Here is a 24,220-nt window from a genome sequence, read left to right as displayed (position 1 = left end):
TGAACATCTATCAAGACAAAATAAAAGCGGGTGAACCAAGTGGAAACCATTCGAGTGCTCATAGCGGATGATGAAAAAGAAATCAGAGATTTATTGAAAACCTATTTAAAAAGAGAGTGTTATGAGGTTGACGTGGCAGTTGACGGAGAAGATGCGTTAAGGCTGTTTGAACAAAACCATTACCACCTCGTGATATTGGATGTCATGATGCCGAAAATCGACGGCATCGAGGTCTGCAGAAGGATGAGGAATCATACGAATGTTCCGATCCTGATGCTGACCGCCAAAGACCTTGAAGGCGATAAAATTTTAGGACTGTCCATCGGCGCCGACGATTATATAACAAAGCCCTTCAGCGTAAACGAAGTGCTTGCGCGGATCAAAGCCATGCTGAGGCGCTTTTTGGTCCTCGGAAGCGAAAGCCGCTCCGATGAACAATCGCTGATTCAATTTAAAGGATTGACCATCGATTTGAAAACATATACGGTCACCGCGGGCGGACAGGAGATCTCTCTGACGGCGAAGGAGTTTGAACTGCTGAAGTTTTTCGCCTCAAATCCGGGGCAGGTATTTACGAAAACGCAGCTGTTTCGAAACGCATGGAGCGATCAATACATAGAAGATGACAATACGGTCATGGTGCATATCAGAAGGCTGAGAAAAAAAATAGAGCCGGACCCTTCCGATCCACAATTTATTCAAACTGTTTGGGGAATTGGCTATAAGTTTGTAGGTGAGAAAGATGCTGACCGATAAAAAGCTGCTGCTTCTCATTCTGCAATGTGCGGCGATTGCAGCACTTTTGTTCATCTATATGAAAACGGCTTCCTTTGGGGTTTTCAGCACAATGTTGTTTATTTTTCTGTTTGCCGTTACCGCGCTGCTGTTTACGATGAGGCTTCGCTTCATCGATCGCTTAAAGCTGATCGAAACCGAGCTGAAGCGCGTGGCGGATGGAAATTTAAGAAGAAGATTGCTGGCGAAAGGCGGTCAGCCGTTTAATGAAATCATTTTTTCCATTAACGAATTGATAGAGCAGCTTGAAAAAGTTCAAATCAACGCCGCAAAATCGGAAGCGGCCAGAAAACGGCTGCTGTCTAATATTTCCCACGATATCCGAACGCCGCTCACATCAATTATTGGCTATGTTGATGCATTAAAAGACGGGGTCGCGTCTTCGGAAGAAGAGAAACAGGAATATCTCAATATCCTTTCTAAAAAATCCAACAGCCTCAAGCAATTGATCGATGAAATATTCAACATGGCGAAATTAGACGCGAATGAAGTCCAGTTGAAAACAGAGTTTTTTGACCTGGCCGAAGTCGCTAGGGAAACGCTGATCGACTTTTTGCCGGAACTGAAAAAACATGACATTGATTTGAATGTACAGATCCCGGAAAAGAAATGCTCTGTTATTGCAGATCGGCTCAGCTTGATCCGCGTGATCGAAAACATCGTGAGAAACGGCATTCATTATGGAAAAGAGGGAAAAGTACTTGGAATCGAACTGACGGAATCAGAACATGAATATCAGCTTCTCATCTGGGATCAAGGTCCGGGAATTCCGGAAAACGATATTGAAAACGTGTTTGATAGAATGTACCGCAGAGACCGGTCGAGAAGCCTTGATGACGGGAGCGGCCTGGGGCTTGCCATCGCCAAATCGCTCGTCGAAAAAAACCGCGGACGCATATGGGCACAGAGCGTTCCGTGGGAAAAAACGACGTTTGGTTTTTCGCTGCCTAAACAAAACCATCTCCAATCATTTAAGAATTAATTAAGAATTGGTTAAGAAGAAGTTAAATCCTTCTGTTTATGATGTAGTTATAAGGCGAGTGAAAGAGAGTGGATCAACTTTGAACACAATTATTAAAACGACGGATCTCACGAAAATGTACGGGCCGCAAAAGTCTGTAGACCATCTCAATATCAATGTAAAACAAGGAGATATATACGGATTTTTGGGACGAAACGGCGCCGGCAAAACGACGACGATCAGAATGCTGCTGGGCCTGATCAAACCGACCAGCGGGCAGATAGAAATTTTCGGAGAGAATTTTTTCAAGAATAAAAAAGAAATTTTAAGAAGAATCGGATCTATCGTGGAAGTGCCCGGCTTTTACGCGAACTTGACGGCAAGGGAAAACCTGCTGATCAATGCGAAAATCATAGGTATCCATAAAAAAAATGCGATCGATGAAGTATTGGAGATCGTGGGCCTGCAGCATGAAACGAAAAAGCTCGTCGGCAAGTTTTCCTTGGGCATGAAACAAAGGCTGGGAATTGCAAGAGCCTTGCTTCACTATCCGGAGCTGTTGATACTGGACGAGCCGACAAACGGCTTGGACCCGATCGGGATCAAAGAAATGAGAAGACTCATTCATTCTCTCGCCAAAGAAAGAAACATCACCATCTTTATATCAAGCCACATTTTGTCTGAAATCGAACAGCTCGTCGATCATGTCGGGATCATTCATGAAGGAAAACTGCTTGAAGAAATTCCGTTTGACCATCTCAAAAAAAGAAACCGCAAATATCTGGAATTTCAATTATCCGATCAAAATAAAGCGGTCGTTCTGATGGAACAGCATTTTGATATTCATGACTACGAAGTTCACCAGGACGGGATCATCCGGGTATACTCCCATTTGGGCCAGCAGGGAAAGCTTAATAAATTGTTTGTCGAAAACGGAATAGACGTATTGAAGATTGCGATGAGCGAAGACAGTCTTGAAGACTATTTCGTGAAGTTGATTGGGGGCGGGACGATTGGCTAATTTGCTATATACCGAATTGCTGAAGCTTAAGCGGTCACAGATGTTTCTTGTCAGTATCCTGGGAGCGGCGGCAGCCCCTTTCATCTGTTTTATATCGTCTTTGGCTAAAAAAGCCAAGTACCCTGATGTACCGATTCGCTTCAGTGAGACCTTTTCCGATACCAACCTGTATATTGTGCTTTTGATCGGAGTCCCGTTGTATGGCGTGATTACATCATATTTATTCAATCGGGAATACGCTGAAAGCACGCTAAAGAATCTATTGACGATTCCTGTTTCAAGAATCAGCCTGATTGTCAGCAAATTGGTTCTGCTCCTCATTTGGATCATGCTGCTGACGTTGATTGCCTGGGTGCTGACGCTGCTGTTTGGGCTGATCGGCCAGTTTGAAGGGCTCAGTTCGGCGGTTTTAATAGATGGGTTTAAACAATTTATGATAGGCGGGGCACTTCTTTTCTTCCTGGTCAGTCCAATTATATTTGTGACACTGCTGTTTAAAAACTACGTGCCCACCATTATCTTTACAATCATTATATCAATGGTCAGCATTATGGTATACGGCACGGAGTACAGCGCTTTACTCCCCTGGTCGGCGGTATGGGTGATCGCTTCGGGTACGTTCTTTCCGGAATATCCGCCCGAATATTCTTTTATCAGTGTTGCCGCCACAACCGTTCTTGGATTAGCCGCGACAATCGTTTACTTTAAAAAAATCGATATTCATTGATGTAGGAGGAGTCTAAGGGAATGTGCAACACATGTTTGTACATTCCTAATCCCGATAAAGGCTTATTGCACAATTTTGATGGATATATTTAGGATAAAAGTATAAAAAAGGAGAATGGAACATGTCTTTTTCAGAATTAAATATTGATGCTTTTCGTTTCATTAATGATTTGGGAAAAGAGTATTCGATGCTGAATCCGGTCGTTTACTTTCTGGCCGAATATATGATGTACTTCCTCGCGTTGGGTCTTGTCGTTTATTGGCTGACCCGGACGACAAAAAACAGATTGATGGTCATTTATGCAGTCATCGCATTTGTGATTGCCGAAATTCTTGGGAAAATCATGGGCTTTCTGCATTCCAACTATCAACCGTTTGCCACGCTTCCGAATGTCAACAAGCTGATAGAGCATGAAATTGACAATTCGTTTCCGAGCGACCATACGATTTTGTTTTTTTCAATCGGCTTTTTAATCTTCCTGTTTCACAAAAAGACGGGCTGGCTGTGGCTTGTGCTTGCGTTTGCCGTAGGCATTTCCCGCATTTGGTCGGGCGTTCACTATCCGCTCGATGTTGCGGCGGGAGCCCTTCTTGGCGTGTTGTCAGCTCTGTTTGTATTCTGGACAGCACCGAAGCTGTCATTTATTCATCAAATGCTGTCCCTTTATGAAAAGGTGGAACACCGGATTGTTCCTTCCAAAAGCAAATCGAACGATAAATCGAAGAACTTTTAAAGGATGAGGCTGCCTTGGATTTAGGCAGCCTTTGCTATGTGCACTCACAAATAAACGATCGGCTTCTTCATCCTCCAAATCGAAGGCGGTTCCCGACAGCAAGAGTATATGACCGTCTCCATGAAGGTAGACGGTCTGTCGGGTGCTTTGTTTTTTTGTACGAATAACAGCTGTAGAATCGCTTTCCAGGTATATAGGTTCCTCTTCTTCCTCCTTTTTTCATCCCCATTATAAAAGATGCGGGCTATTCATGACGAAAATTCCAAATAATAGGAATTGAATATAAGTAAAAATATGGTATAATATCAAATACATAGGAGGTGATAATTTCCAATAGGTAATGATAAAATGGTCCATTCTGCTAGAAATCTATTTTTTCATCCATTAAAATGAGAGAACTCGGACCTTAAATTGTTTTGGATGCGGCAGTAGCTTATGGATGGCAGCTGAAGACGTACATACGAATTATCAAAAATACGGAGGGAAACGAAATGAAAAAAGCGATTTTAGGGTTTTCTTTGTCTGCGGCGCTCCTGGTTCCATCCTCATTCGCTGCGGCTGCTGGGGACGGGCAGCTGACAAGTGAGCAAAAAGAACTGCTTGAAGCCAAGACAGAATACGTGCAGTCACTTCCTGAACAGGCATCTGTCCAAAGCGGTGTGACGGCATATGCAGGAAAAAGGCTCACAATTAAAAGAGGAAGCTTCCTCGCCTGGTCGAAAGATTATATCGATTGGTACTACAACGGCAAAAAAGTATCGAAAAGCAGCGGATCGCAGGATGTCGGCTACGTCTTTCCGAATGTCGTGAGAGCAAAAGGGATTAAAAGGTATTACAAGTCTTCAGGGCTTCACAAATGGAGAGCGAAAAAAACGCTGAGCTTCGGGACCGTTACACCGTGGGGAGATGTTGAATTCGCCAGCTCAACCTTTACAGACAGAAGGTGGGTCAATAAAAAAGGAAAATACGGAAACGATTAATTTGCCGTAAGCCATTTCATACAACGCTGCTAAAAGACTATTTTGAAATTAATGGCAGCGTTGTATAATGGAGAATGTTGCAACACCATCCTGATGCAAGAAAGGATTTTTTAAATTGATCAAAATCGATGACCTGACGAAATCTTATGGAAGCAAAAAGGTATTCAACCGTCTCAACATGAATATCGAAAAAAACAAAGTCACCTTCCTGATGGGGGAAAACGGCGCCGGGAAAACGACGCTCTTGAAATGCCTGCTCAAGCTGGAACATTTCGAAGGCGGCATTCTGTACGACGGAGAGCCGCTTGAAGCCGTCAGGAGCAAAGTGCACGTTATCTATGACGATTCCCCGTTTTACGATCATCTGAGCGGATATCAAAATATTAAACTGTTGATCAATAAACCTGCCGGCAAAGAAGAGCTGGAACAATTATCGCAAAAGTTCCTCGGCCGGGCGCTGCTGAAAAAAAAGGTTAAGACCTATTCATACGGACAAAAGAAAAAGCTGGCCTTAATGATCGCTGCATTAAACAAACCGTCATATTTGTTTTTGGATGAGATATCAAACGGGCTTGACTACCGGTCCATGATGGAGCTTCAGGCGCTGATCAATGACTGGTCGAGCAGGATGACGATTGTTGCCGCCGGCCATCAGTTTGAGTTTTATTCTTCAATCGTCGATCAATTATACGTGTTGAAAGACGGTTCAGCTATCCACATAGACAATTTTAAAACGAATGGAGCAGAATTGGGCGATGTCTATAAAGAATATTTATAATATTTTCAAAAAAGAGCTTGCATTTCAATCATATTCTAAAATGCTCGTCATGTTATTGCTTCCTCTATTATTCATTTCATCCGGATACATATATGTACATTATAAAAATACAATTGACAGCTATCAGCAGTTTAAAAAGACTGAAGACGAATATAAAGAACTCGGTATCGATATTAAGCAGGCGCTGGCGTCGCCCGTCAAGGTGAAGGAAGGGGAGCTGAAAAGCGAGGATGGCGACGGAGAGATCGTCGAAAATATTTTAAGGTTTGACTATGAGAATTTCGTCTTGTCCCTCCATCATCTGGAGCCCAAGCAGTCGGTTATCATGACGCTTGAGCTGATGGGCTTCATCATTTTTCCCTTGGCTTTTACGCTGTATGCCATCTATATCTCCTCTTACGACATCAGGTTCAAGACGGTGAAAGTGAAAGCTGTCAGCCATGATTGGAAATCCGTTCTGCTGGCCAAACAGTGTTCGGTTTACATGGTGATGGCTGCCGCCGTGATCGCCGTTGTATGTACGGCATATGTGTCAAGCTTCGTCTTTTATTCCCTGGCTTCAAGGGCCATACCGGTCGGCGAGTTCACAATACCCGCTGTTTCAAAAAGCAATATCCCGCTTCAGCTCGTTGTCGTTCTGGCGGTCAGCTTCATTTTTTCGACGGTCGGATTTTATTTGGGCGTCCTCTTCAGAAGCTTTATTACGCCTGCTTTGCTGTATATCGTTTACAGCCTGCTTATCCCTGCTTTGGGGAGATTCGATTTGAAAAACCTGCTGTCTAATCTCGGGCATGCGGTTTTCAGTTTCAGCGGCGGCTTTAAACTGTTTACACCGGTGAAGGTGGACATGATTCCGGTCGTCATCATTTTAGCCGCATCCATCGGCTTGCTGTCTGCGGTTACTTATTATATGGCGCACAGGCAAAGCAAATATGTCGTTTGAAAAAAGAGCGCAAGTGCCTGCGCTCTTTTTTTTGCAAGCGACGGATGCCCGTTGGCTCAGGTTTGGCAGGCGAGTGTCAAATAGTTGGAACAACAGAATCTGCCGTCTCTGGATGAGGCGGTTGTTTTGATTGAAACCTTGTTCCTCGTAAATATTCGAAAAATTCTATATAATAATAAAGCGGTCTCAGGAATTCATGCACTTTTTAGTAAACAGCTTTTGAACAGAGGGCAGGTGAGTATAATGGCGAATCAGGATTTGAATTTGCACACGTTATATACGAGTCATACCCGCGATGCCTGGGCAAATCTCGGCGGGCATATGGCGGTAGAAATGACCGAAGAGGAAGTAAAAAGGCTTGAAGGTTTAAATGACTATCTGTCTTTGGAAGAAGTCGAAACCGTTTATGTTCCGCTGGCGAGGCTGCTTTATTTACACCGGACAACTCAATATGAACGGAACACCCGGGTGAACGGTTTTTTGAACCATCCTCACGCGGCCAAAATTCCGTTCATCATCGGGATTGCCGGAAGCGTCGCGGTTGGAAAAAGCACGACGGCCCGCATCATTCAGACGGTGCTCTCCCGTTTGCAGGAACGGCTGAAAGTCAGTCTGATCACAACCGACGGTTTTCTTTATCCCAATGCGGTGCTGACAGAAAAACAGATGATGTCGCGGAAGGGGTTTCCGGAAAGCTATGATGTCAAAGCATTGCTTGAGTTTTTAAACGATTTAAAATCCGGCAAGGAAATCGTTCGCGCACCCGTTTATTCCCATTTAACGTACGACAGATTGGAAGGGGTTTACGAAACGGTTGAACAAGCGGATATCGTCATCATCGAAGGCGTCAATGTGCTGCAGACGCCGACGATCGAAGACGACCGGACAAAACCGCGGGTTTTCGTTTCCGATTTTTTTGACTTCTCAATTTATGTGGATGCCGAAGAAGACCTCATTATCAAATGGTATCTTGAACGCTTTCGCATGCTCAGAGAGACGGCATTTCAAGATCCGAGTTCTTATTTCCATAAATTCAAAGACCTTGCGGACGAAGAAGCGGACCATATGGCAAAGTCAATATGGGAGACCGTCAACCGTCCGAATTTGTATGAGAACATTCTGCCTACAAAATTCCGGTCTGATTTAATCTTGAGAAAAGGCGAAGGCCACAAGGTGGAAGAGATTCTCGTCAGACGGGTGTAGAAGAGGAGGCTTGCATGATCCATCATATTGAACTGTATGTTTCAGATTTGGAAGCGTCGAAGCGCTTTTGGGGCTGGTTTCTCGGAGAGCTCGGCTATGAGGTTTTTCAACAATGGGAAGACGGGATCAGCTGGAAAGCAAACGGCGCCTATCTCGTGCTTGTGCAGGCGAAAGAGCAGTTTGTCAAAGCAGGTTATCACAGGTGCCGCGTCGGTTTAAACCATCTTGCTTTTTACGCGGTATCCAAAGAACAGGTCGACGAAATGACAATGAAACTGAGGGAGCGGGGATGCCGCATTTTATATGAAGACAGACATCCGTTTGCCGGCGGAAGCGGGCATTATGCCTTATATACCGAAGATCCCGACCGCATCAAAGTCGAACTTGCGGCGCCTTGAGGCGGGCGTCCGCCGGAAGGCCGGCCTTTGACCGAGCCGGCCTGTTTTCAATTAATGCTGCATCGTTTTTTTCGAACTTAATTTGACTTTTGCTTCATCTATTTTGAGCTTCCGGAAGGCTGCCACCAGGAAAGGAACGCCGCAAATGGTGACAGCGGACAGGATTGCAAAAGTGAAAAACGGCTTTTCCGCTCCAAAGGCGTCCAGCAGCATTCCCCCCGCCCAAGGGCCGATCACGCTTCCCAGCTGGGTGAAGCCTATAGCCCCGAAGTAAGTGCCTTTCAGCTCAGGCCGGGCAATCCGGTCGACCAGTAAATCCATCATCGAAAAGAGAAGCACTTCCCCGATCGTAAACACGATAATGATCAAGACGATGGACCATAGATCGTGGAAAAACGAGAGGCTGAACAGGCTTCCGCTAATCAGCACATTTCCGGCAATCAGCGATAAAATCGGTGAAAACCGTTTGGCGATATGTACGATCGGGTACTGTACGACAAGCACGGCCAAGGCATTCAGCGTCAGCATCATACCGAACACTTTCGTCCCGTCTTCGATGAACGGGCTGGCCGCCATGTATTGTGCGAGCGTGGATGTGAAGTGGGAATACCCGAATAAACAAAGAATCGAACCGATTAGTGTAATCGTAAATACCCGGTCTTTTTTTGTCACCTCCAGCGCTTCCCGCACTTTTATACGCTTATTCCGCTCAGTTGCCGGTACGGTGTGGTGTTTAAATTGAATGACCAGCACCGCCGCATAAATAAAATAAATGAAAGCCGCAATGAAAAACGGCAGCGTCGTTTTCGAAGATCCGAGGTACAGGCCTAAAAGCGGACCGAAGACGACGCCGAGGTTGATCGCGGTATAGCGGAGATTAAAGACGAAAAGGCGCGTTTCGGGTTTGGATACGTCTGAAAGCAGCGCTCTTGAAGTCGGTTCAAACAAAGCGCGGCATAATCCGTTTAAGGCATTCATGACAAAGAATGTCCAGACATGATCGGCGAGCGTGAAACCGGCGAACACGAATGTCCAGCCGAAAATCGAAACGAGCATGATGGTTTTCCGGCCGAACCTGTCTGATAAGTACCCGCCGTAAAAGCTTGCCGCAATTCCGATCAGAGAGCTCGCTGCAATGACGGCGCCGGCAAAGCCGGAAGAGGCGCCTTTCACTTGTGTCAAATAAATTGCTAAAAAAGGGATGCTCATGGCTGTGCCCATACGTCCGAAAATGGTTCCGACAATAATGGTCCAGCTGAGCGGGTGGATGTTCTGCCATTTTTGTTTCATGAGAAACTCTCCGTTACGTTTTTATTTGTTTATCATACATGAAACAAATGGCGGTGAATAGAGGAATTTCTATATGCTGGGTGATCAAAAGGAGAACAAGCCTTGATTTGTGACATAATCATAGATGACATCTTCGATATGGGCATGCAGCCCCTCATTCGGTTCCTCGATCCGCCTTTCCTGCAAAGCCATCTTCAGGATTTCTTTTTCGCCGGGGCTGAGCGGATCGGTTGCAACATTGCGTCCGTACTGCTTCAGCGCCTGTCCGAGCATTTTTTCAATCAGTTTCTCATCCATTTGTCTTTCTCCTTTAGGAGCGCTTTTTCTTTTATCTTACTAGGAAAAAACGAGGTTCTCAAGGGAGCTTTCAATTTGAGTCATTAAACCGGATGCGGCAGCATTCCGAACTGGAATGATCCGCCATGTCACCTTCTTTCCAAAGAAGGTGTTTTTTGTTGCTTTCAGCCAGGATTTTCTTTGGATAAAATTACGCCTGGAAATCGAACGTATATTCGGAGTATAGTATTCATACACTAATTGTGCGAACATCAGTTCTTTTTGGAGGGAGAGAGATGGATTACGGTCAATATCCGTCGCGTTCGGTTTTGTGCGTTGATATGCGGAGCTTTTATGCAAGCTGTGCCGCAGTCCTGCTCGGACTTGATCCGATGACTTGCCTGCTGGCGGTTGTCGGAAACACGGAGCGGCAGGGGAGCATCGTTCTCGCTGCTTCTCCGGCTCTGAAAAGAGAGTTCGGCGTGCAAACGGGAACAAGGCTTTATCAGCTGCCGGATGATCCGCGCATCAAGCTGGTCAATCCAAAGATGGGGCTGTTTGTCCGTGTTTCTACAGAGCTCACCCGGCTGTTCTGCCGCTATGTGCCGCCTGATGCCATTCATACGTACAGCGTGGATGAAAGCTTTATTCAGGTGGACGGTGTTGAGAGCATGTGGGGAGACGCCCGAACGATTGCGATGAAAATTCAAGATGATATGGAAAGGGAGTTTGGCCTTCCCTGTGCTGTCGGAATCGGACCGAATCTGCTGATGGCAAAGCTGTGCCTTGACCTTGAAGCGAAAAAATCAGCAGACGGAGTGGCCGTTTGGGGCTACGAAGACGTGAAAACGAAGCTGTGGCCGCTGTCTCCGCTGCGCCGCATGTGGGGAATCGGCTCCAGGCTGGAAAAGACGTTAAACCGGATGGGGATTTTTACAGTCGGTCAGCTGGCTCACTATGATCTCAAGCGGCTTGAGAAAACATTCGGGGTGATGGGAAACCAGCTCTATTATCACGCTTGGGGCATCGACCTTTCAGCGATCGGAGCGCCGCTCTTGGAGGGGCAGGTCAGCTATGGAAAAAGCCAGATTTTGCTTCGCGATTATCCGAATCCGGAGGAAGTCAAGCATGTCATTCTTGAAATGTGTGAAGAAGTGGCCAAAAGGGCGCGCGCCCACCGCCAGGCGGGCCGGACCGTCAGTCTTGGCGTCGAATACAGCCGCGATGAGCTTGGCGGCGGGTTTTACCGTTCAAAAACAATGGAAAGCCCTTCAAATATCACCCTTGATCTCTACCATACATGTCTGGCATTGTTCGAGCGGTTTTATGCCGGCAAAACGGTTCGGAAAATTTCCGTCTCTTTGTCCAATATTCAAGACGACACCAATATGCAGCTTGATCTTTTTCGTCCCGATCAGGAAAAGAAGCGGCAGCTCGGGTACGTGATGGACGGCATCAGAGAACGGCACGGATCAACAGCGCTTTTGCGGGCTGTTTCCTATACAAACGCCGGGACGGCCCGGCTGCGGTCAAAATTGGTCGGAGGCCATCAGGCATAGAAAGGAGAATCATTTATGCTTCGCGACAGAGGCAGTATCAAATGGGTTTCCATGATGCTGCCTGAGCACGTGGAATTGCTCAGGGAATATCATGAAAGCCTTCAAAAACTCAAAAAACCGATCCTGGATGAACAAAAATATGAAGAATTTAATGAAATCATTTGTGAAGCGATGGCAGAAAACAGAATGTTGCAATTTGCCTATTATCGGCAGGGGGAAGTGAAAACGCTGGCCGGCCGGATTCACTATGCCGACGCCCTGAAAAGGGAGCTGCGGATCGTAAGCCGGGCGGATGAAATATGCATTTTAAAGATGGAGGATATCATTGAGATTGAATACGATTGTCGTTTATAATAGAATCAGTATTCGGAGGTGGATAAAATGGTAAATGACATTCATTTGCCGACTGCAGCGTCTCATGCAAAGCCTGTTATCTTGAAAGGCGATACTTTGCATGAGGCGGGGTTATAAACAAATCGCCTAAAAAAAGCAAGGTATCATTTCTGATCATCCGGCTTTGCACCTTATTTTTAAATATAGATCCATAAATAAGGAGCTGGCAGAAATGAAGACACCTTTTATCAGAAATGACCAATATAATTTTATTAAGTTTCAAACGGACAGCCTTGTTCAGGGACATGCGAACATCAATGACGAAAACGTACTTGACGCTTTGAAATGCAATGCGCTCGATCAAGTGTTCAACCTGTTTCCTGATCTCAGCAGCGATCAAAAGTCTTTGCTGCAGAAGATGGCAGAAGTGGAAGACAGCGGTGAAGCGATGCGCTTTTTAGCCGAATTAAAGCCTCATGTCATTCCATTTCAGCGTATAACAGTAAAAACCGCTAAAAAGCTATTTTCTAAAGTGAAGAAGTTAAAGACGCCCGATTTTGAACAGATGGATTTCAGCGGATATTCCTACCTGGGATGGAATGATGCAGGATCAGGCAGAAAGTACATGATTGTGGATGCCGGCGGAAAGCTGACCGGAATACACGGCACCATCAAATCCAGCAATAAAAAAGGAATCTGCGCGATATGCAACAGGACCGAAGAGATCGGACTGTTCATGGCCCGGGTGAAAAGCGGGAAAGAAACCTATACAGACAGAGGCAATTATATTTGCTGTGACAGTGAAACATGCAATCAAAATGTGATGACGCTGGATCATCTGAACCATTTCGTCGCACAATTAACGAAAGAATAAACGAGAACCCCCCGGCTAAGCTTTAGCCGGGGGGTTTTATGATTTGGCTTTTAGCCTGCCTCTTTTGCAGCACTTCGCTCTCCGAAGAGACGGGTGGTCAGCCCGGGAACAGCCATACATAAGAATACGGAACGTCCAAGGCTGAATAAAAGAAAAGCGAGCCACAGCCCATGGTTTCCGAAAGCGGGCACAGCGGTAAAAAAGGCGGCCAGGAAGACGAGAACAGCCAAGAACATTGAATTTCTGACCGGGCCTATTTCAGTCGCTCCTGTAAAAATCCCGTAAAAAACGAGTCCGAAACTTGCGGCCAAAGGAAAGAGAGCGATCCAAATATCGTAGGTTTTCGCTGCTTCCAAAACGCTTTCAAGCGGTGTAAACAAGGGAAGGATTACACCTTTCAAAAGAAAGTAGCCGACTGAAAGCAGCGCGGCCGAGATCAGCGACCACTGGATCGAAAGGGAAAGCGTACGGGAATAAAGTTCCCGATCCATTCTTCCAACGGCTTTCCCGGCAAAAATGCTCGATGCATTGGCAAATCCATCAAACACATAAGCCATCATATAATGAATTTGAATTAAGATCGCATTTGCGGCCAAAACTTCAGCGCCGAAGCCGGCTCCTTTAGCCGTAAACAAATTAAAAACCGTTAAAAGGCACAATGTCCGAATCAATAGATCGCGGTTGACAACCATCATTTTTTTAAACGGTTTCGGGTCGAACAAAACCTTGACGGACGGCAGCTTAAACCGCATGGCGGCATTCGTTTTCACAAGCCAGCAGCCGATCAGGCAGCCCGTCACTTCCGCAATCAAAGTGGCTAGAGCGATGCCGTATACTTCCATGTGAAAGACGTAGACAAAAACGATGTCAAGCACGATATTCAAGACGTTCATCGAAATCTGCAAAAGCAATGTCACTTTGATAAGGGACATTCCCATCAGCCAGCCGAGAATGCAATAGCTGATTAAAGCAAATGGAGCGCCCCAAATCCTCAGCGAAAAATACTGCGAGGCGAATTCAGCGGTATGGCGGTCAGGCTGTATCAGCGTCAGCGCTGCGTATTCAAGCGGTTTTTGCAAGAGAATGAACATCAGTCCGGCAAAAACCGCGATGCAAACAGGCCGGGCAAGAGCCAAAACGCTCTCTGATCTGTTTTGGGAGCCGAGCGACTGAGCAGCGAACCCCGATGTGCTCACCCGCAAAAAGCCGAGGAGCCAATACATCGTATTAAAAATCATCGTTCCGACTGCAACACCGCCGATGTAAGCAGGGGAGGAAAGCTGCCCGGCTACCGCCGTATCGACCGCCCCCAGCAAAGGAGTGGTGATCGTTGAAATGATCAGCGGAACGGCGAGTGCTAGATAATGTCTGTGATTCATCTCTTATGACCCCCCTTAGGATTCAAACACCTGAAGCAGCTTTTTGGCATATGGGTGCCTTTCGGCAGAAAAAAGCTCTTCTTTTTTAAATTGATCGGCAATCTGCCCGTCTTTCATGACCATGATGCGATGGCTCATAAAGTGGACTGCGGCCAGATCATGGGAAATAAACAAATAGGAAAGCCCCATATCATCCTGCAAATCTTTGAGGAGGTCGAGGATCTTCGCCTGACTGGTGACATCCAGGCTTGCCGTAGGCTCATCAAAGATGATTAAAGACGGGTGAGTGCTGATGGCTCTGGCGATTAAGGCCCTTTGGAGCTGCCCGCCGCTTAATTCATGCGGATAGCGGTCAAGGAGGCTCGAGGGAAGGCCGACCATTGAGAACAGACGCTCAGCCGTCAGACGGCGGCTGCCTTGGAAGTCCTTTAAAAATGGCGGTATGTCTTGTTTGGAAACATCAAGCGGCTCCATAACTGAATCGATAATATTGAGCTTTGGATTCAATGATGCGGCCGGATTTTGAAAAACAGCCTGCAGCTTTCGGCGCAGTCTTCGGGTCTCTTTTTTGTTTATGCCGGGAAGCGGATGTTGATGAAGCCGAATCTCTCCGTGATCGATTTTTTCGAGCAGGAGAAGGCAGCGCGCGAGGGTGCTTTTCCCGCTGCCGCTCTCGCCGGCGAGCCCGAGGCATTCGCCTTTTCGAATGGAGAACGATACATTGTCAACCGCTTTGTGGCCGCAAGCGTAATGTTTTGTCAGATTGCTGACAAAAAGAACGGTTTCTGCTGAATGGGTCATCACGCACCTCCTGTTCCCGCCAGCGCCGCTTCCTTTGTTTCAGGCGCGGCTGTCAGCCTCGGCGGAGGATTTTTCAGCGGCGGGACGGCTGCGAATAAACGTCTTGTACATTCATGTGCCGGTTGTCTGATTAAATCAGCGGTTAAACCGCTTTCGACGATTTCTCCGTTTTGCATGACAGCGGTTTGATCGGCGTACCTTTTGACAAGCCGGAGGTCATGAGTGATAAAAAGGATGGCGCAGTTTGTTTTGGCGCGCATCACGGTGAGCTGTTGCAAGACGTCCGCGGCCGTGATGCTGTCTAAAGCCGTTGTCGGTTCGTCTGCGATGAGAAGCTTCGGGCGGAGCACCATCGCTTGAGCGATCGCGGCCCTTTGCAGCTGCCCGCCGCTCAATTGAAACGGGTAGCTTTCATATACTCTGTTTTCCGGCAGAGAAACCTCCCGAAAAGCGCGGAGAATCGCTTCTCTTCGCTTGTTTTTAGACCAATCGGTATGCGTTTTGACCATTTCGTCAATTTGTCTGCCGATCCGTATAAAAGGGGTGAATGCTCCGTGACAGTCCTGAAAAATACAGGCGATATCCTTTCCGCGCATGCGTCGGAGCGCTTTGCGGCCGGCTTGAAGCATCTGGCGGCCCTCAAATATCACATCTCCGCCGGACACCGTTAGTCCGTCCGGAAGCAGCCCGGCTATGGCCGAAGCGTTCAGGCTTTTTCCGCTGCCGCTTTCCCCGAGCAGCGCGAACCATTCCCCTTCATGGATCGAGAAGGAGGCATTTTTGACAATGGTGTGCTGTCGGGAGCTGATTGATAAGCCCTCAATGGATAACATCGGCATGCTAAGAAACTCCTTTCTTGTGTTTAACGTCAAACCTGTCCCTTAAACGATCACCGTACAGGTTGGACAACAGAACGATGAACATGATCGCAAGACCGGGAATCACCATAAGCTGAGGCGCATGCAAAAAGTAATGTTTTCCGTCATTCAGCATGGCGCCCCATTCCGGGTATGGAGGCTGAGCACCCAGTCCGATATAGGACAGGGCAGCAATCATTAACACCGTTTTTCCGATATCAAGTGTCGCAAGTACGGAAACGTTGCCGAGAACATGGGGCAGCAAGTGCTTTTTTAAAATCGCCCCGGAGCCTAAGCCCGTCAGCTCGGCCAAGGCGATGTAATCTTTTTGTTTTTCCGAAAACACCGTGCTGCGGACCAGCCTTGCATAGCCGACCCATTTGACAGCGACAACGGCTAATATTAAGTTCATCAGACCAGGGCCAAGCAAACCGCTTAAAACAATCGCGACAATATAGTCCGGAAACGCCATGACCGCGTCAACGATTCTCATGATCATCCGATCCAGCCGTCCGCCGAAAAAGCCGGAGACAAGCCCGACGGGAACGCCTATGAAAACGGAGATCAGAATCGCGGCCAAGGCGGTGCCGACTGTCGCTTTCGCACCGGCGATCATTCGGGAAAATATATCTCTGCCCAAATGGTCTGTCCCGAGCCAGTGCTGCAAGCTGATCGGCTGGAGACGGTTGGCCATATCTGTGCGGAGCGGATCGAACGGCAAAAAGAAGGGGACGGTGAACAGCGCCGCGGAAAACAGCAGCACGAACCACAGTCCTGTTTTGGTTCGGAATATAAGTTTGACGTTTTTTCTCATCGGCGTCCAGCCTCCTTTAAGCGAATTTCCGGATTGAGGTACCGATAGGAGAGGTCGACCAAAAGATTGATCAGGACAACCGTGATCCCCATGAAAAGAATGTACCCCTGAATGATCGGATAATCACGCTGAACGATGGCGTCAACGACAAGCTTGCCGACGCCCGGATATGCAAACAGGACTTCAATAATCACCGTGCCGCCGAGCAGGCTGCCGAGGCTGACCCCGAATATCGTGATGACAGGGACAAGACAGTGGCGAAACGCGTGAAAGAAGAAAATTCTCGCCTCGCTGATACCGCGCGCCCTGGCTGATCTGATGAAATCCTGACCAAGGCTTTCGATCAAGCTTGACCGTACAAGGCGGACATAAACGCCCGACATCGCGATCCCGAGCGTGAGAGAGGGGAGAATCAAATGTTTAAACGTTCCGGCTCCCATCGACGGCAGCCAATTCAGCCTGACGGAGAAGAGATCGATCAGTATCAATCCGAGCCAAAAGCTTGGGAGCGCGGCTCCCACTAAAGCGAGCAAGCGGCCGAGATGATCGATCCACCGATCCCGGTATAAAGCGGAAAGCGTTCCGACCGGCACGGCGATCAGCAGCATGACGAGAAGCGATGCGCCGGTCAGAAGCAATGTCGCCGGGAATTTCCGGCTGAGCTCGTCGATGACGGGTTCGTGTGTTGTATAGGATTTTCCCAAATCAAATTGGAAAAAGCGTTTGAACCAGTTCCAATATTGAATATAAACCGGTTTGTCCAAACCGAGCTCCTCTTTGAATGCCTCGATCTGCTCGTCTGTTACCGCTACATCATCTACGCGAAGCATCTGTTTCACCGGATCACCGGGAGCCGCTTTCATAAATACAAAGCTGATAAACGAAAGCAGGAATAAGAATAGAACCAGTTCAAACAGCCGCTTGGCGATCTGCTTCATTTCGTTTTCACATCCAAATCTTTCGTCAGCATATAATACTCACTTTTGCTCGTTTCCCAATTTAATACACCGTCTCGGTATGCTGTGATGTTTTCGGGAGTGACGATAAAAGAGTTCAATGTCTCCTTCTCGATCAATTCAGCTGCTTTTTTAGCAAGGCGGTCCCGCTTCTCTTTGTCGATTGTGCGGTTGAATTCCTCAATCCATTTGATCAAGGTTTGATTTTCGATGCCGCTGTAGTTTAAAGCGCCATTCGGCATATAGGCGGTGTTCAGCAAATAGCCGGCATCGCCTCTGGGCGCGGTCATCGAGCTGTATGTCGCCAAATCCCAATCATCGTTCTTCGCCAAATACTCATCGATATTTTCGACTTGTTGAATCTTAATCGAAATGCCCAGTTCCTTCGCATTTGATTCAAGAATTTGTGCGATTAAAGGCAATTCCGGACGAGACTGATAGGTTAGCAGTGTAAAAGATAAGGCTTGTCCGTCCTTCACGGCTTTGCCGTTTTCAAGCTCGTAGCCGGCTTTTTTCAGCTCAGCTTTTGCCGCTTCCAGTCCGCTCGGCTTTTGAACCGTACCGGCGGAAAACGGGAAATCCGCTAAGAAAGGCCCGTCTGCCGGCTGAGCATGCCCGTTCAAAATGCTTTCAGCGATTTCTTTGCGGTCCAGTAATGCGTCGAAGGCGCGGCGCAGGTGACGGTCAGCGAAATGATCCTTCTTTGTATTGTAGAGAATCTGGTGAACGCGCAAGCTAGGCACCGAATCAACGGTAATCGCTGAATCTTTTTGAATTTGGTCAATATCCTCCACGCTCGGTCTGTAAATAATGTCGGCATCTTTTGATTGGAGAGCCATGACGCGGGCGTTTGCGTCTTCATTAAACGAAAATGTGACGTGCTTCAGCTTCGGTTTGCCGTCCCAATAATCGTCATACCGTTCTAACTCTATTTTATGGCCGGCCTCAAAAGAGGAAACTTGAAAAGGGCCCGTCCCAACGGGCTGTTGAGAAATGTTTGCTGCGCTGACGTCAATGATCGATGTGTTTGGATGAACCAATTCTGAAGGGAATTCGGGAAAAGGCTCCTTTGTTGTAATCGTCAATGTTTGTCCTGCAGCTTTGATTTCTTTGATTTTTAAGGCGTTATTCATCGCTTTGCTCTCGCGTATCGTCCGTTCTAAAGACGCTTTTACCGCTTTGGCATCCGCTTTTTTGCCATTTTGAAACGTCAGATTGTCTTTAAGGGTGAAGACCCATGTTTGTCCGTCTTTACTTTCCCAATCCTTGGCAAGCCAAGGTTCGATGGAAAGGTCAGCGCTGATTTTGACGAGCGTTTCGCTGATGCCGGCGCGGACAGCCGTATAATTGACATCGAGATTCGGGTCAAGGGTTTGACTTGGAATATTGAAAAGAAAGGTGAGTTTCTTCTCATCACCTTTCGCTGAGTCAGCGCCTCCGGCGGAGCAGGAAGCGAGAATGAAGAGAAAAACAATCGGTATGATCATGCGTTTTGCTATGTAAGCCATCGGTTAATACCCCCAAGTAGTAATGATTTCGATTTACCTTCATTATCATAGGGGATATTTCCTTTGTTGTAAAGGAATGTTTGTTCGTGTTTGACGAAAGTGCGGGGACAAATTTTTCGGAGCCCGGCCAGCTTTTCCATATAAAATAGGTCTGCAAAAAAGAAAGCCCGAATAATTTGAAACAAGGGAGTTAATGGAACGATTTACAGGGGAAAAAAATATGCTGTTAATAAGATGTTCAAACAGCAAGTGAAAGGAGCCATAAAGCGATGATGATTACAGTAAAAATACGCCATACCGCTGAAACCGAAGGCACAGACATAGGTGACTTCACTCCTGCTGAACTCGAAAGCATCGTCCAGACGATCAGAAAATACGGAGCTTGGCTTTCACCTGATGCCGACGCAGATGATTATAAATTTACATTCCAAGACGCTAAATACAATCTCGAACAAAGAGTCTTTGAAATCATTGTGGAATAATCATATATCGACGGGGTTGACGGACACTGAATGAACGATCGGAAATGGCGTTTATTTAGAGTCCTTTTTATTTTTGCCGGGCGGGAAGACAGTCCCGATAAATGAGGAGGAGCCTTGAAGAAATTTAGCTCTTCAAGGTTCCTTCACTTTTACTTCCCGTTGACGGTCAAACCGTCTTTAATCAAGGCATTCACTTTGCTGCTGAACAAAAGGCCGACATGGCTTACGCCTGAGATTTGCACATTGTTTGCACCACCAAGTTTGGAGAGGCTGTTTAAGACGATATAGTCGCTTGTGCTGTAAATCGAAGTGTATGAGATTTTGTCATTCGGAGCGATTCCCTGAGGCGCCGTGTTTGTAACCAGCCGGTTAGCACCCCCAAGGGTAACGACATGTCCGACTTTATCTGCTCCGTCCAGATTTTTAATATAATAGAGCGTATTGGCCCCGCCCATGCTGTGGGCGACAATATCGACTTTTGATGCTCCTGTTTGATTCAGCACATGCTTGATGTATTCGGATAATGTCGGCGCATTGATTTTATTATTTCCTGTTTTATCGATAAAGTTGATGGCGTAAAGCTCACTGCTTGTCCAGCCTTGAGATTGTAAATACGATTTAATGCCGATGAAGTTATAATTGGCTCCGCCGATGCCGTGAACCATGACGACCGGATTGTGGGAAGCGGCGGAAGCTGTTGAAGGCCGGCATGAAAATACGGACACAACAGACAGCATGCAAATCAATAGAATAGATAAAAATGAATGGCGACGCATTGTTTCTCCTCCTAAAAAAGTAATAAGTTCACAACAACGACAATTCTATAAAACGAACATATGAAAACGAAGTGTAAATTTATCTATTTTTTACACTCGAAAAAAGAGCAGTATATGAAACGATTTTTTGCCGCTGGGCGCGCCGGTATCCTATGGGGCAAGGTAAGTGAAGCTTTTCAGGGAGATGGCAAATCGATTTGTGCTGTTGAATTAGAACTAAGAATTTACTCCCATTCATCTACTGACGTATTTAAATGGTAAATTGGGAGCAGGAAACGGTATAATAAGGAAGCATATCCATTGCTTAGTTGCAGAACATTTGTGCCGATGGTCAGGTACAATGTTGAAAGGAGAGGTTAGATTTTGATGAAAACATGGGCACTGAAAACAATGTGCCTGTGCTCTCATGTGCAGTGTTTTTCCGACTGCAAAGCGGTCCGCTGCATATCAACAAAGTGTTGATTGCTTATCAGCGGAAAACGGGATTTTCGTAAAAAAAAAGACGTTTCGAATGATGACAGACCGGATCAGGATCAAGTCCTGTTTACCAAAGGGGGATGAACATGATTTCAATAACGCCGGAGCCGCCGTATTACGCAGTGATTTTCACATCGGTCAGAACGAACGGGGATCATGGCTACAAAGAGACGGCTGCGAACATGCTAAAGCTTGCCGCAGCACAGCCAGGCTTTTTAGGAGCAGAAAGCGCAAGGGACATGAACGGAAAAGGAATAACGGTTTCCTATTGGGAAAGCCTTGAGGCGATTGAAAAATGGAAGTTTCACAGCGAACACCGGCAGGCGAAGGAAAAAGGCCGAACAAAATGGTATTCTGACTTTGCCGTGCGGGTTGCAAAAGTTGAAGCCGCAAGGATTTCGGAGCGGCCCGGCCGGCCCCCGTCAGATGGCACCGGCGGGGAGGAAATGCAATGATTCAATTGTTAAATCATAAAGACCCGCACACGGCCCGCTGCATTGTAAATGTTCAAAGGCCGGCTTATGAAAGAGAAGCGGAGATTATTCAATTTCAGGGCATTCCGCAGCTGAATGAAACAGCTTTTGATGTGATGGATTCCCGTGATACTTTCATCGGCTGGTTTGAGGGAGAAGAATTAGCCGGAATCGCTTCCTTTATACATACAGCCGAAAAGCTGACGATCTGCAGGCTGGCCGTTCATCCCGTCCATTTTCGAAAAGGAATTGCGATGGCATTGCTTCGTTATCTATTGATGGAGAAGGAAGCCGAAGCGTTTGAAGTGACGACGGGAGCGGAGAATGAACCGGCAAAAGCGCTATATCAGAAATTGGGATTTTCCGAGATTGAGCAGTATGAACCTGAAAAAGGAATTGTTCTTTCAAGACTGACGCTGAATGCGCCGAGAAAGGTGAAAGTCGTCTCCTATCAAGAGGAGTGGGAGGGCGAATTTTTCAAAGAAAAAAAGCAGCTTGAAGCGCTTTTCCAGAATGAAGTCTTGCATATTCACCACATTGGAAGCACGTCAATTCCGGGGATGAGCGCCAAGCCTGTCATTGACATCCTGATCGAAGTAAACGATCTCGGCTCCGCCGCCCGCTTCGAAAAGGGGATGAAAATGCTCGGCTATGAATCGAAGGGGGAAAACGGAATTCCGGGGAGAAGGTTCTTTCAAAAAGGAGGACGGAAGCGTACACACCATGTCCATCTGTATGAAAGCGGGCATCCCGATATCAGGCGGCATCTCGCGTTTCGGGATTATTTAATCTCGCATCCGGAGCGGGCCGAAGAATATGCTGCTCTGAAGATGAAGCTGGCGGAGATGTTTCCGCTTGACATGGCGGGCTATGTTGACGGCAAAAACGGCTGGATAAAAGAGACTGAGCGCTTGGCTGAACAATGGGAAAAGGGAGGGGAGGACAGGTAAAGCCCCCTCCTGTTTCAGGCTCTGACACAAGAGTCAAACGTTCCTTTGTGGCTTCCGTCACAGTAAGGCATTTTCAGCGATTTTCCGCATCTGCAGAGCGAAAAAGCGGGTTTTTCAGGGAACGGGTTTCCTTCCATATCGATCAATTCGACGTCTCCCGTGACCCGGAAACCGCCGTTGTCCATCACTTTAATCTGCACTTTTTTGGGCATCATTCCACCTCCGAATCCCTTCATATTTATGCCTGACAGTCGGAAACGATGCGCTTTTTCCCGCTCCTGTGGTACAATGTCCGTAAACGAAAAAGAGAAGGATGATATCATGCAGCTTGAAATCACTGCACAGGCAAAACAAGCCATTCAACGGGCAACAGAGCCTTATCCTGATAAAAAGATCCAGCTTCGCTATGATTCCGAGGGCTGCGGATGCGCGGTCAGCGGCGTGCCGGTTCTGTGGCTGACGGACGAATTATCGGGAAGTTGCGAGCCTCTTGAGACAAACGGGCTTCCGATTTATATTCAGTCATCGCAAAAAGTCTTTTTTGATGAAGCGATGACCATCGACTATTATGAGAAAGCGGGTGCCTTGATGCTGAAAAGTCCGGCACAGGTGCTTTCTCCCAGAATGAGTATTTTAGTGAAATAGGGTGGCGTTCGATTTGAATCAAAAGGTAAAATCTTTAAAACAAACCGCTCAAAATAAAACATGGGCGTCCTTTTTACATCAAAATCATCCGTATACACTCCTTCATTGGTCAATCGGAGGGACAGAGTCCGTCAAAAAGGATGTCTGGCTTCTTCAGGATGAAATGACTTTTGAAACAAAGGAATTCGATACAATTGAGACGGCCATCTCTTGGATCGGCGATCATATGAGCGACATTACGGATATTTTGTAGCACAAAAGAAGGCGGACGAGACTTATGCTCGTTCGCCTTCTTTACGCCGATTTGTGATCTCTTGAAGAAAGTCCCGCACCGTGTTTTTGTAGCTGGTTCTGTTTTGGGTATAGCTCATCGCGTGCGCACCTTTTTCAGCGATATAAAGCCTTTTCTCCCCCGGCTTCTTCTCGTAAAGCATTTCGCTCGATTCAGGCGGGATATAGTCGTCTTGTTTGCTGTGAATGAACAGCACCGGTTTTTTGATCTTCCCGACGACGGATAAAGGGGAGACATCACCGATGCGGTAGCCGTCCCGCCATCTCAAAAAGAGGCTGGCAAGCGGCAAAATGAAAGCTCCCGGAAGATGAAAATCTTCTTTCAGCCGGTAAACGAGCTGATCCTCAAATGTGGCAAACGGACAGTCGGCCACGTAAAAATCAGCGTCGGCATCGTCCATTCCCGCGTAAAGAAGCGTCGTGACAGCGCCCATCGATTCGCCGTGAATGCCGATCAGCGCGTGTTCGCCGTGTTTTTCCCGAAGCCAATGGACAACCGTTTTCAAATCGTTTTTTTCATAATATCCGTAGCTCGTTGTTTTTCCGCCGCTTGTGCCGTGCCTCCGGTGGTCATATATGACGGCGTTCCAGCCGAGATCAAGAAACAGATTCATATATTTGATCGAATTCAACAGATTCATCGTCACCCCGTGGCAGATAATCACGGTGTTTTTCGTTTTGTGCGGATGGACGTAGTATCCTTTAATATTGTAGCCGTAAGAAGAAGGGAGGTTGATTTCTTCTTTCGGGAGAGCGGCAAAAGCTTTTTCGTCATAATGGCCGTCAGCCGTTTCCCGCTCGATAATGTATTCGTCTGTCCGTTTTTTAATGTACATGATTTGATTCGTAAAATAGATTCCGAGCGCGGCAATAAACAGCAAAACCGCCCCGATAGCAGCCAGCCAAATCAACATCTGATGTATTCTTCCTTTCTTAAATG

The 24,220-nt window shown here is 46.9% G+C and carries 29 protein-coding genes; 18 read left to right on the top strand and 11 right to left on the bottom strand.

From position 1 onward, the window contains the following. Positions 1–39 precede the first annotated feature (39 nt). The 10 genes from MKZ04_RS08030 (at position 40) to MKZ04_RS07985 (ending at position 8,539) form a co-directional block, all read left to right on the top strand. On the top strand, positions 40–756 hold the full coding sequence (locus MKZ04_RS08030; RefSeq protein ID WP_025811198.1) for a response regulator transcription factor: 717 nt from the start codon (positions 40–42) through the stop codon (positions 754–756). After that, positions 743–1,777, top strand: coding sequence for a sensor histidine kinase (locus tag MKZ04_RS08025; RefSeq protein ID WP_023855963.1), 1,035 nt, complete (start codon positions 743–745; stop codon positions 1,775–1,777). Before MKZ04_RS08030 ends, MKZ04_RS08025 begins: the two co-directional genes overlap by 14 nt. A 79-nt stretch (positions 1,778–1,856) precedes the next feature. Then, entirely contained in the window at positions 1,857–2,777 is a 921-nt protein-coding gene (gene bcrA, locus MKZ04_RS08020) for a bacitracin resistance ABC transporter ATP-binding subunit BcrA (RefSeq protein WP_023855962.1), read from the top strand. Beyond that, positions 2,770–3,504 carry an ABC transporter permease gene (locus MKZ04_RS08015; RefSeq protein ID WP_341045657.1) on the top strand — a complete coding sequence of 245 codons (735 nt, stop codon included), beginning with the start codon at positions 2,770–2,772 and terminating at the stop codon, positions 3,502–3,504. The genes bcrA and MKZ04_RS08015 overlap by 8 nt, the downstream gene beginning before the upstream one ends. Before the next feature lie 121 nt (positions 3,505–3,625). After that, complete coding sequence (gene bcrC, locus MKZ04_RS08010) at positions 3,626–4,237, top strand: bacitracin resistance undecaprenyl-diphosphatase BcrC (RefSeq protein WP_023855960.1); 612 nt, start codon at positions 3,626–3,628, stop codon at positions 4,235–4,237. 491 nt (positions 4,238–4,728) lie between these two features. Then, positions 4,729–5,217, top strand: coding sequence for a hypothetical protein (locus tag MKZ04_RS08005; RefSeq protein ID WP_023855959.1), 489 nt, complete (start codon positions 4,729–4,731; stop codon positions 5,215–5,217). Positions 5,218–5,332: 115 nt separating this feature from the next. Further along, complete coding sequence (locus MKZ04_RS08000) at positions 5,333–5,995, top strand: ATP-binding cassette domain-containing protein (RefSeq protein WP_023855958.1); 663 nt, start codon at positions 5,333–5,335, stop codon at positions 5,993–5,995. Further along, positions 5,973–6,938 carry an ABC transporter permease gene (locus tag MKZ04_RS07995; RefSeq protein ID WP_095291528.1) on the top strand — a complete coding sequence of 322 codons (966 nt, stop codon included), beginning with the start codon at positions 5,973–5,975 and terminating at the stop codon, positions 6,936–6,938. Before MKZ04_RS08000 ends, MKZ04_RS07995 begins: the two co-directional genes overlap by 23 nt. A 243-nt stretch (positions 6,939–7,181) precedes the next feature. Beyond that, complete coding sequence (gene coaA / locus MKZ04_RS07990) at positions 7,182–8,141, top strand: type I pantothenate kinase (protein ID WP_020452068.1); 960 nt, start codon at positions 7,182–7,184, stop codon at positions 8,139–8,141. Positions 8,142–8,155: 14 nt separating this feature from the next. Next, the gene (locus tag MKZ04_RS07985) at positions 8,156–8,539 is read left to right on the top strand and encodes a VOC family protein (RefSeq protein WP_195201999.1); all 384 of its coding nucleotides are present in this window, start codon (positions 8,156–8,158) and stop codon (positions 8,537–8,539) included. 51 nt (positions 8,540–8,590) lie between these two features. Here MKZ04_RS07985 and MKZ04_RS07980 read toward each other — a convergent pair whose 3' ends face one another. Both MKZ04_RS07980 and MKZ04_RS07975 read right to left on the bottom strand, forming a co-directional pair. Continuing rightward, entirely contained in the window at positions 8,591–9,829 is a 1,239-nt protein-coding gene (locus MKZ04_RS07980; RefSeq protein WP_105981063.1) for an MDR family MFS transporter, read from the bottom strand. 84 nt (positions 9,830–9,913) lie between these two features. Further along, positions 9,914–10,126 carry a YqzH family protein gene (locus MKZ04_RS07975; protein WP_095291534.1) on the bottom strand — a complete coding sequence of 71 codons (213 nt, stop codon included), beginning with the start codon at positions 10,124–10,126 and terminating at the stop codon, positions 9,914–9,916. 275 nt (positions 10,127–10,401) lie between these two features. Between MKZ04_RS07975 and MKZ04_RS07970 the strand changes: the two genes are divergently transcribed. The 3 genes from MKZ04_RS07970 to MKZ04_RS07960 all read left to right on the top strand — a co-directional run bounded on the left by MKZ04_RS07970 (position 10,402) and on the right by MKZ04_RS07960 (position 12,871). Beyond that, positions 10,402–11,664 (top strand): Y-family DNA polymerase, encoded by a 1,263-nt coding sequence (locus MKZ04_RS07970; protein ID WP_262723551.1) that lies wholly within the window; start codon positions 10,402–10,404, stop codon positions 11,662–11,664. A gap of 15 nt (positions 11,665–11,679) precedes the next feature. Further along, positions 11,680–12,018: a YolD-like family protein gene (locus MKZ04_RS07965; protein WP_020452064.1), complete on the top strand. Its 339-nt coding sequence runs from the start codon at positions 11,680–11,682 to the stop codon at positions 12,016–12,018. 211 nt (positions 12,019–12,229) lie between these two features. Beyond that, positions 12,230–12,871 (top strand): FusB/FusC family EF-G-binding protein, encoded by a 642-nt coding sequence (locus tag MKZ04_RS07960; RefSeq protein WP_020452063.1) that lies wholly within the window; start codon positions 12,230–12,232, stop codon positions 12,869–12,871. Positions 12,872–12,921: 50 nt separating this feature from the next. Here MKZ04_RS07960 and MKZ04_RS07955 read toward each other — a convergent pair whose 3' ends face one another. The 6 genes from MKZ04_RS07955 to nikA are packed head-to-tail and all read right to left on the bottom strand — an operon-like array spanning position 12,922 to position 19,186. After that, positions 12,922–14,250, bottom strand: coding sequence for an MATE family efflux transporter (locus MKZ04_RS07955; RefSeq protein WP_025811203.1), 1,329 nt, complete (start codon positions 14,248–14,250; stop codon positions 12,922–12,924). 15 nt (positions 14,251–14,265) lie between these two features. After that, complete coding sequence (locus MKZ04_RS07950; RefSeq protein ID WP_020452061.1) at positions 14,266–15,051, bottom strand: ABC transporter ATP-binding protein; 786 nt, start codon at positions 15,049–15,051, stop codon at positions 14,266–14,268. Then, positions 15,051–15,890, bottom strand: a complete 840-nt coding sequence (locus MKZ04_RS07945; RefSeq protein ID WP_341045652.1) for an ABC transporter ATP-binding protein — start codon at positions 15,888–15,890, stop codon at positions 15,051–15,053. Before MKZ04_RS07945 ends, MKZ04_RS07950 begins: the two co-directional genes overlap by 1 nt. Position 15,891: 1 nt before the next feature. Beyond that, positions 15,892–16,722: a nickel transporter permease gene (nikC, locus tag MKZ04_RS07940; protein WP_020452059.1), complete on the bottom strand. Its 831-nt coding sequence runs from the start codon at positions 16,720–16,722 to the stop codon at positions 15,892–15,894. Continuing rightward, a complete protein-coding gene (gene nikB / locus MKZ04_RS07935; RefSeq protein ID WP_020452058.1) occupies positions 16,719–17,660 on the bottom strand; it encodes a nickel ABC transporter permease in 942 nt (313 codons plus the stop codon). The genes nikC and nikB overlap by 4 nt, the downstream gene beginning before the upstream one ends. Then, the gene (gene nikA, locus MKZ04_RS07930; protein WP_341045650.1) at positions 17,657–19,186 is read right to left on the bottom strand and encodes a nickel ABC transporter substrate-binding protein; all 1,530 of its coding nucleotides are present in this window, start codon (positions 19,184–19,186) and stop codon (positions 17,657–17,659) included. Before nikA ends, nikB begins: the two co-directional genes overlap by 4 nt. Positions 19,187–19,455: 269 nt before the next feature. Between nikA and MKZ04_RS07925 the strand changes: the two genes are divergently transcribed. Next, entirely contained in the window at positions 19,456–19,668 is a 213-nt protein-coding gene (locus tag MKZ04_RS07925; RefSeq protein WP_023855949.1) for a hypothetical protein, read from the top strand. Positions 19,669–19,817: 149 nt separating this feature from the next. Here MKZ04_RS07925 and MKZ04_RS07920 read toward each other — a convergent pair whose 3' ends face one another. Beyond that, positions 19,818–20,444, bottom strand: a complete 627-nt coding sequence (locus tag MKZ04_RS07920) for an esterase/lipase family protein (protein WP_023855948.1) — start codon at positions 20,442–20,444, stop codon at positions 19,818–19,820. A gap of 557 nt (positions 20,445–21,001) precedes the next feature. Here MKZ04_RS07920 and MKZ04_RS07915 point away from each other — a divergent pair. Further along, positions 21,002–21,376 (top strand): antibiotic biosynthesis monooxygenase family protein, encoded by a 375-nt coding sequence (locus MKZ04_RS07915; RefSeq protein ID WP_341045647.1) that lies wholly within the window; start codon positions 21,002–21,004, stop codon positions 21,374–21,376. Further along, entirely contained in the window at positions 21,373–22,344 is a 972-nt protein-coding gene (locus MKZ04_RS07910) for a bifunctional GNAT family N-acetyltransferase/GrpB family protein (RefSeq protein WP_341045644.1), read from the top strand. The genes MKZ04_RS07915 and MKZ04_RS07910 overlap by 4 nt, the downstream gene beginning before the upstream one ends. Positions 22,345–22,358: 14 nt before the next feature. Here MKZ04_RS07910 and MKZ04_RS07905 read toward each other — a convergent pair whose 3' ends face one another. Continuing rightward, positions 22,359–22,556, bottom strand: a complete 198-nt coding sequence (locus tag MKZ04_RS07905; RefSeq protein ID WP_043054379.1) for a CDGSH iron-sulfur domain-containing protein — start codon at positions 22,554–22,556, stop codon at positions 22,359–22,361. A gap of 109 nt (positions 22,557–22,665) precedes the next feature. Here MKZ04_RS07905 and MKZ04_RS07900 point away from each other — a divergent pair, with 109 nt between their 5' ends. Together MKZ04_RS07900 and MKZ04_RS07895 are read left to right on the top strand one after the other, a co-directional pair. Then, positions 22,666–22,989, top strand: coding sequence for an iron-sulfur cluster biosynthesis family protein (locus tag MKZ04_RS07900; RefSeq protein ID WP_020452052.1), 324 nt, complete (start codon positions 22,666–22,668; stop codon positions 22,987–22,989). Positions 22,990–23,002: 13 nt separating this feature from the next. Then, positions 23,003–23,242, top strand: a complete 240-nt coding sequence (locus MKZ04_RS07895) for a YqkC family protein (RefSeq protein ID WP_003183211.1) — start codon at positions 23,003–23,005, stop codon at positions 23,240–23,242. Positions 23,243–23,264: 22 nt separating this feature from the next. Here the strand turns inward: MKZ04_RS07895 and MKZ04_RS07890 are convergent, their stop codons facing one another. Further along, on the bottom strand, positions 23,265–24,194 hold the full coding sequence (locus MKZ04_RS07890; RefSeq protein ID WP_023855943.1) for an alpha/beta hydrolase: 930 nt from the start codon (positions 24,192–24,194) through the stop codon (positions 23,265–23,267). Between the last annotated feature and the right edge of the window lie 26 nt (positions 24,195–24,220).

This window comes from Bacillus sp. FSL W7-1354 (assembly GCF_038002405.1).
Lineage (GTDB): Bacteria > Bacillota > Bacilli > Bacillales > Bacillaceae > Bacillus > Bacillus paralicheniformis.
Note: the sequence above shows the minus strand (reverse complement) of the source record. Positions and strands in the feature narration are given on the sequence as shown.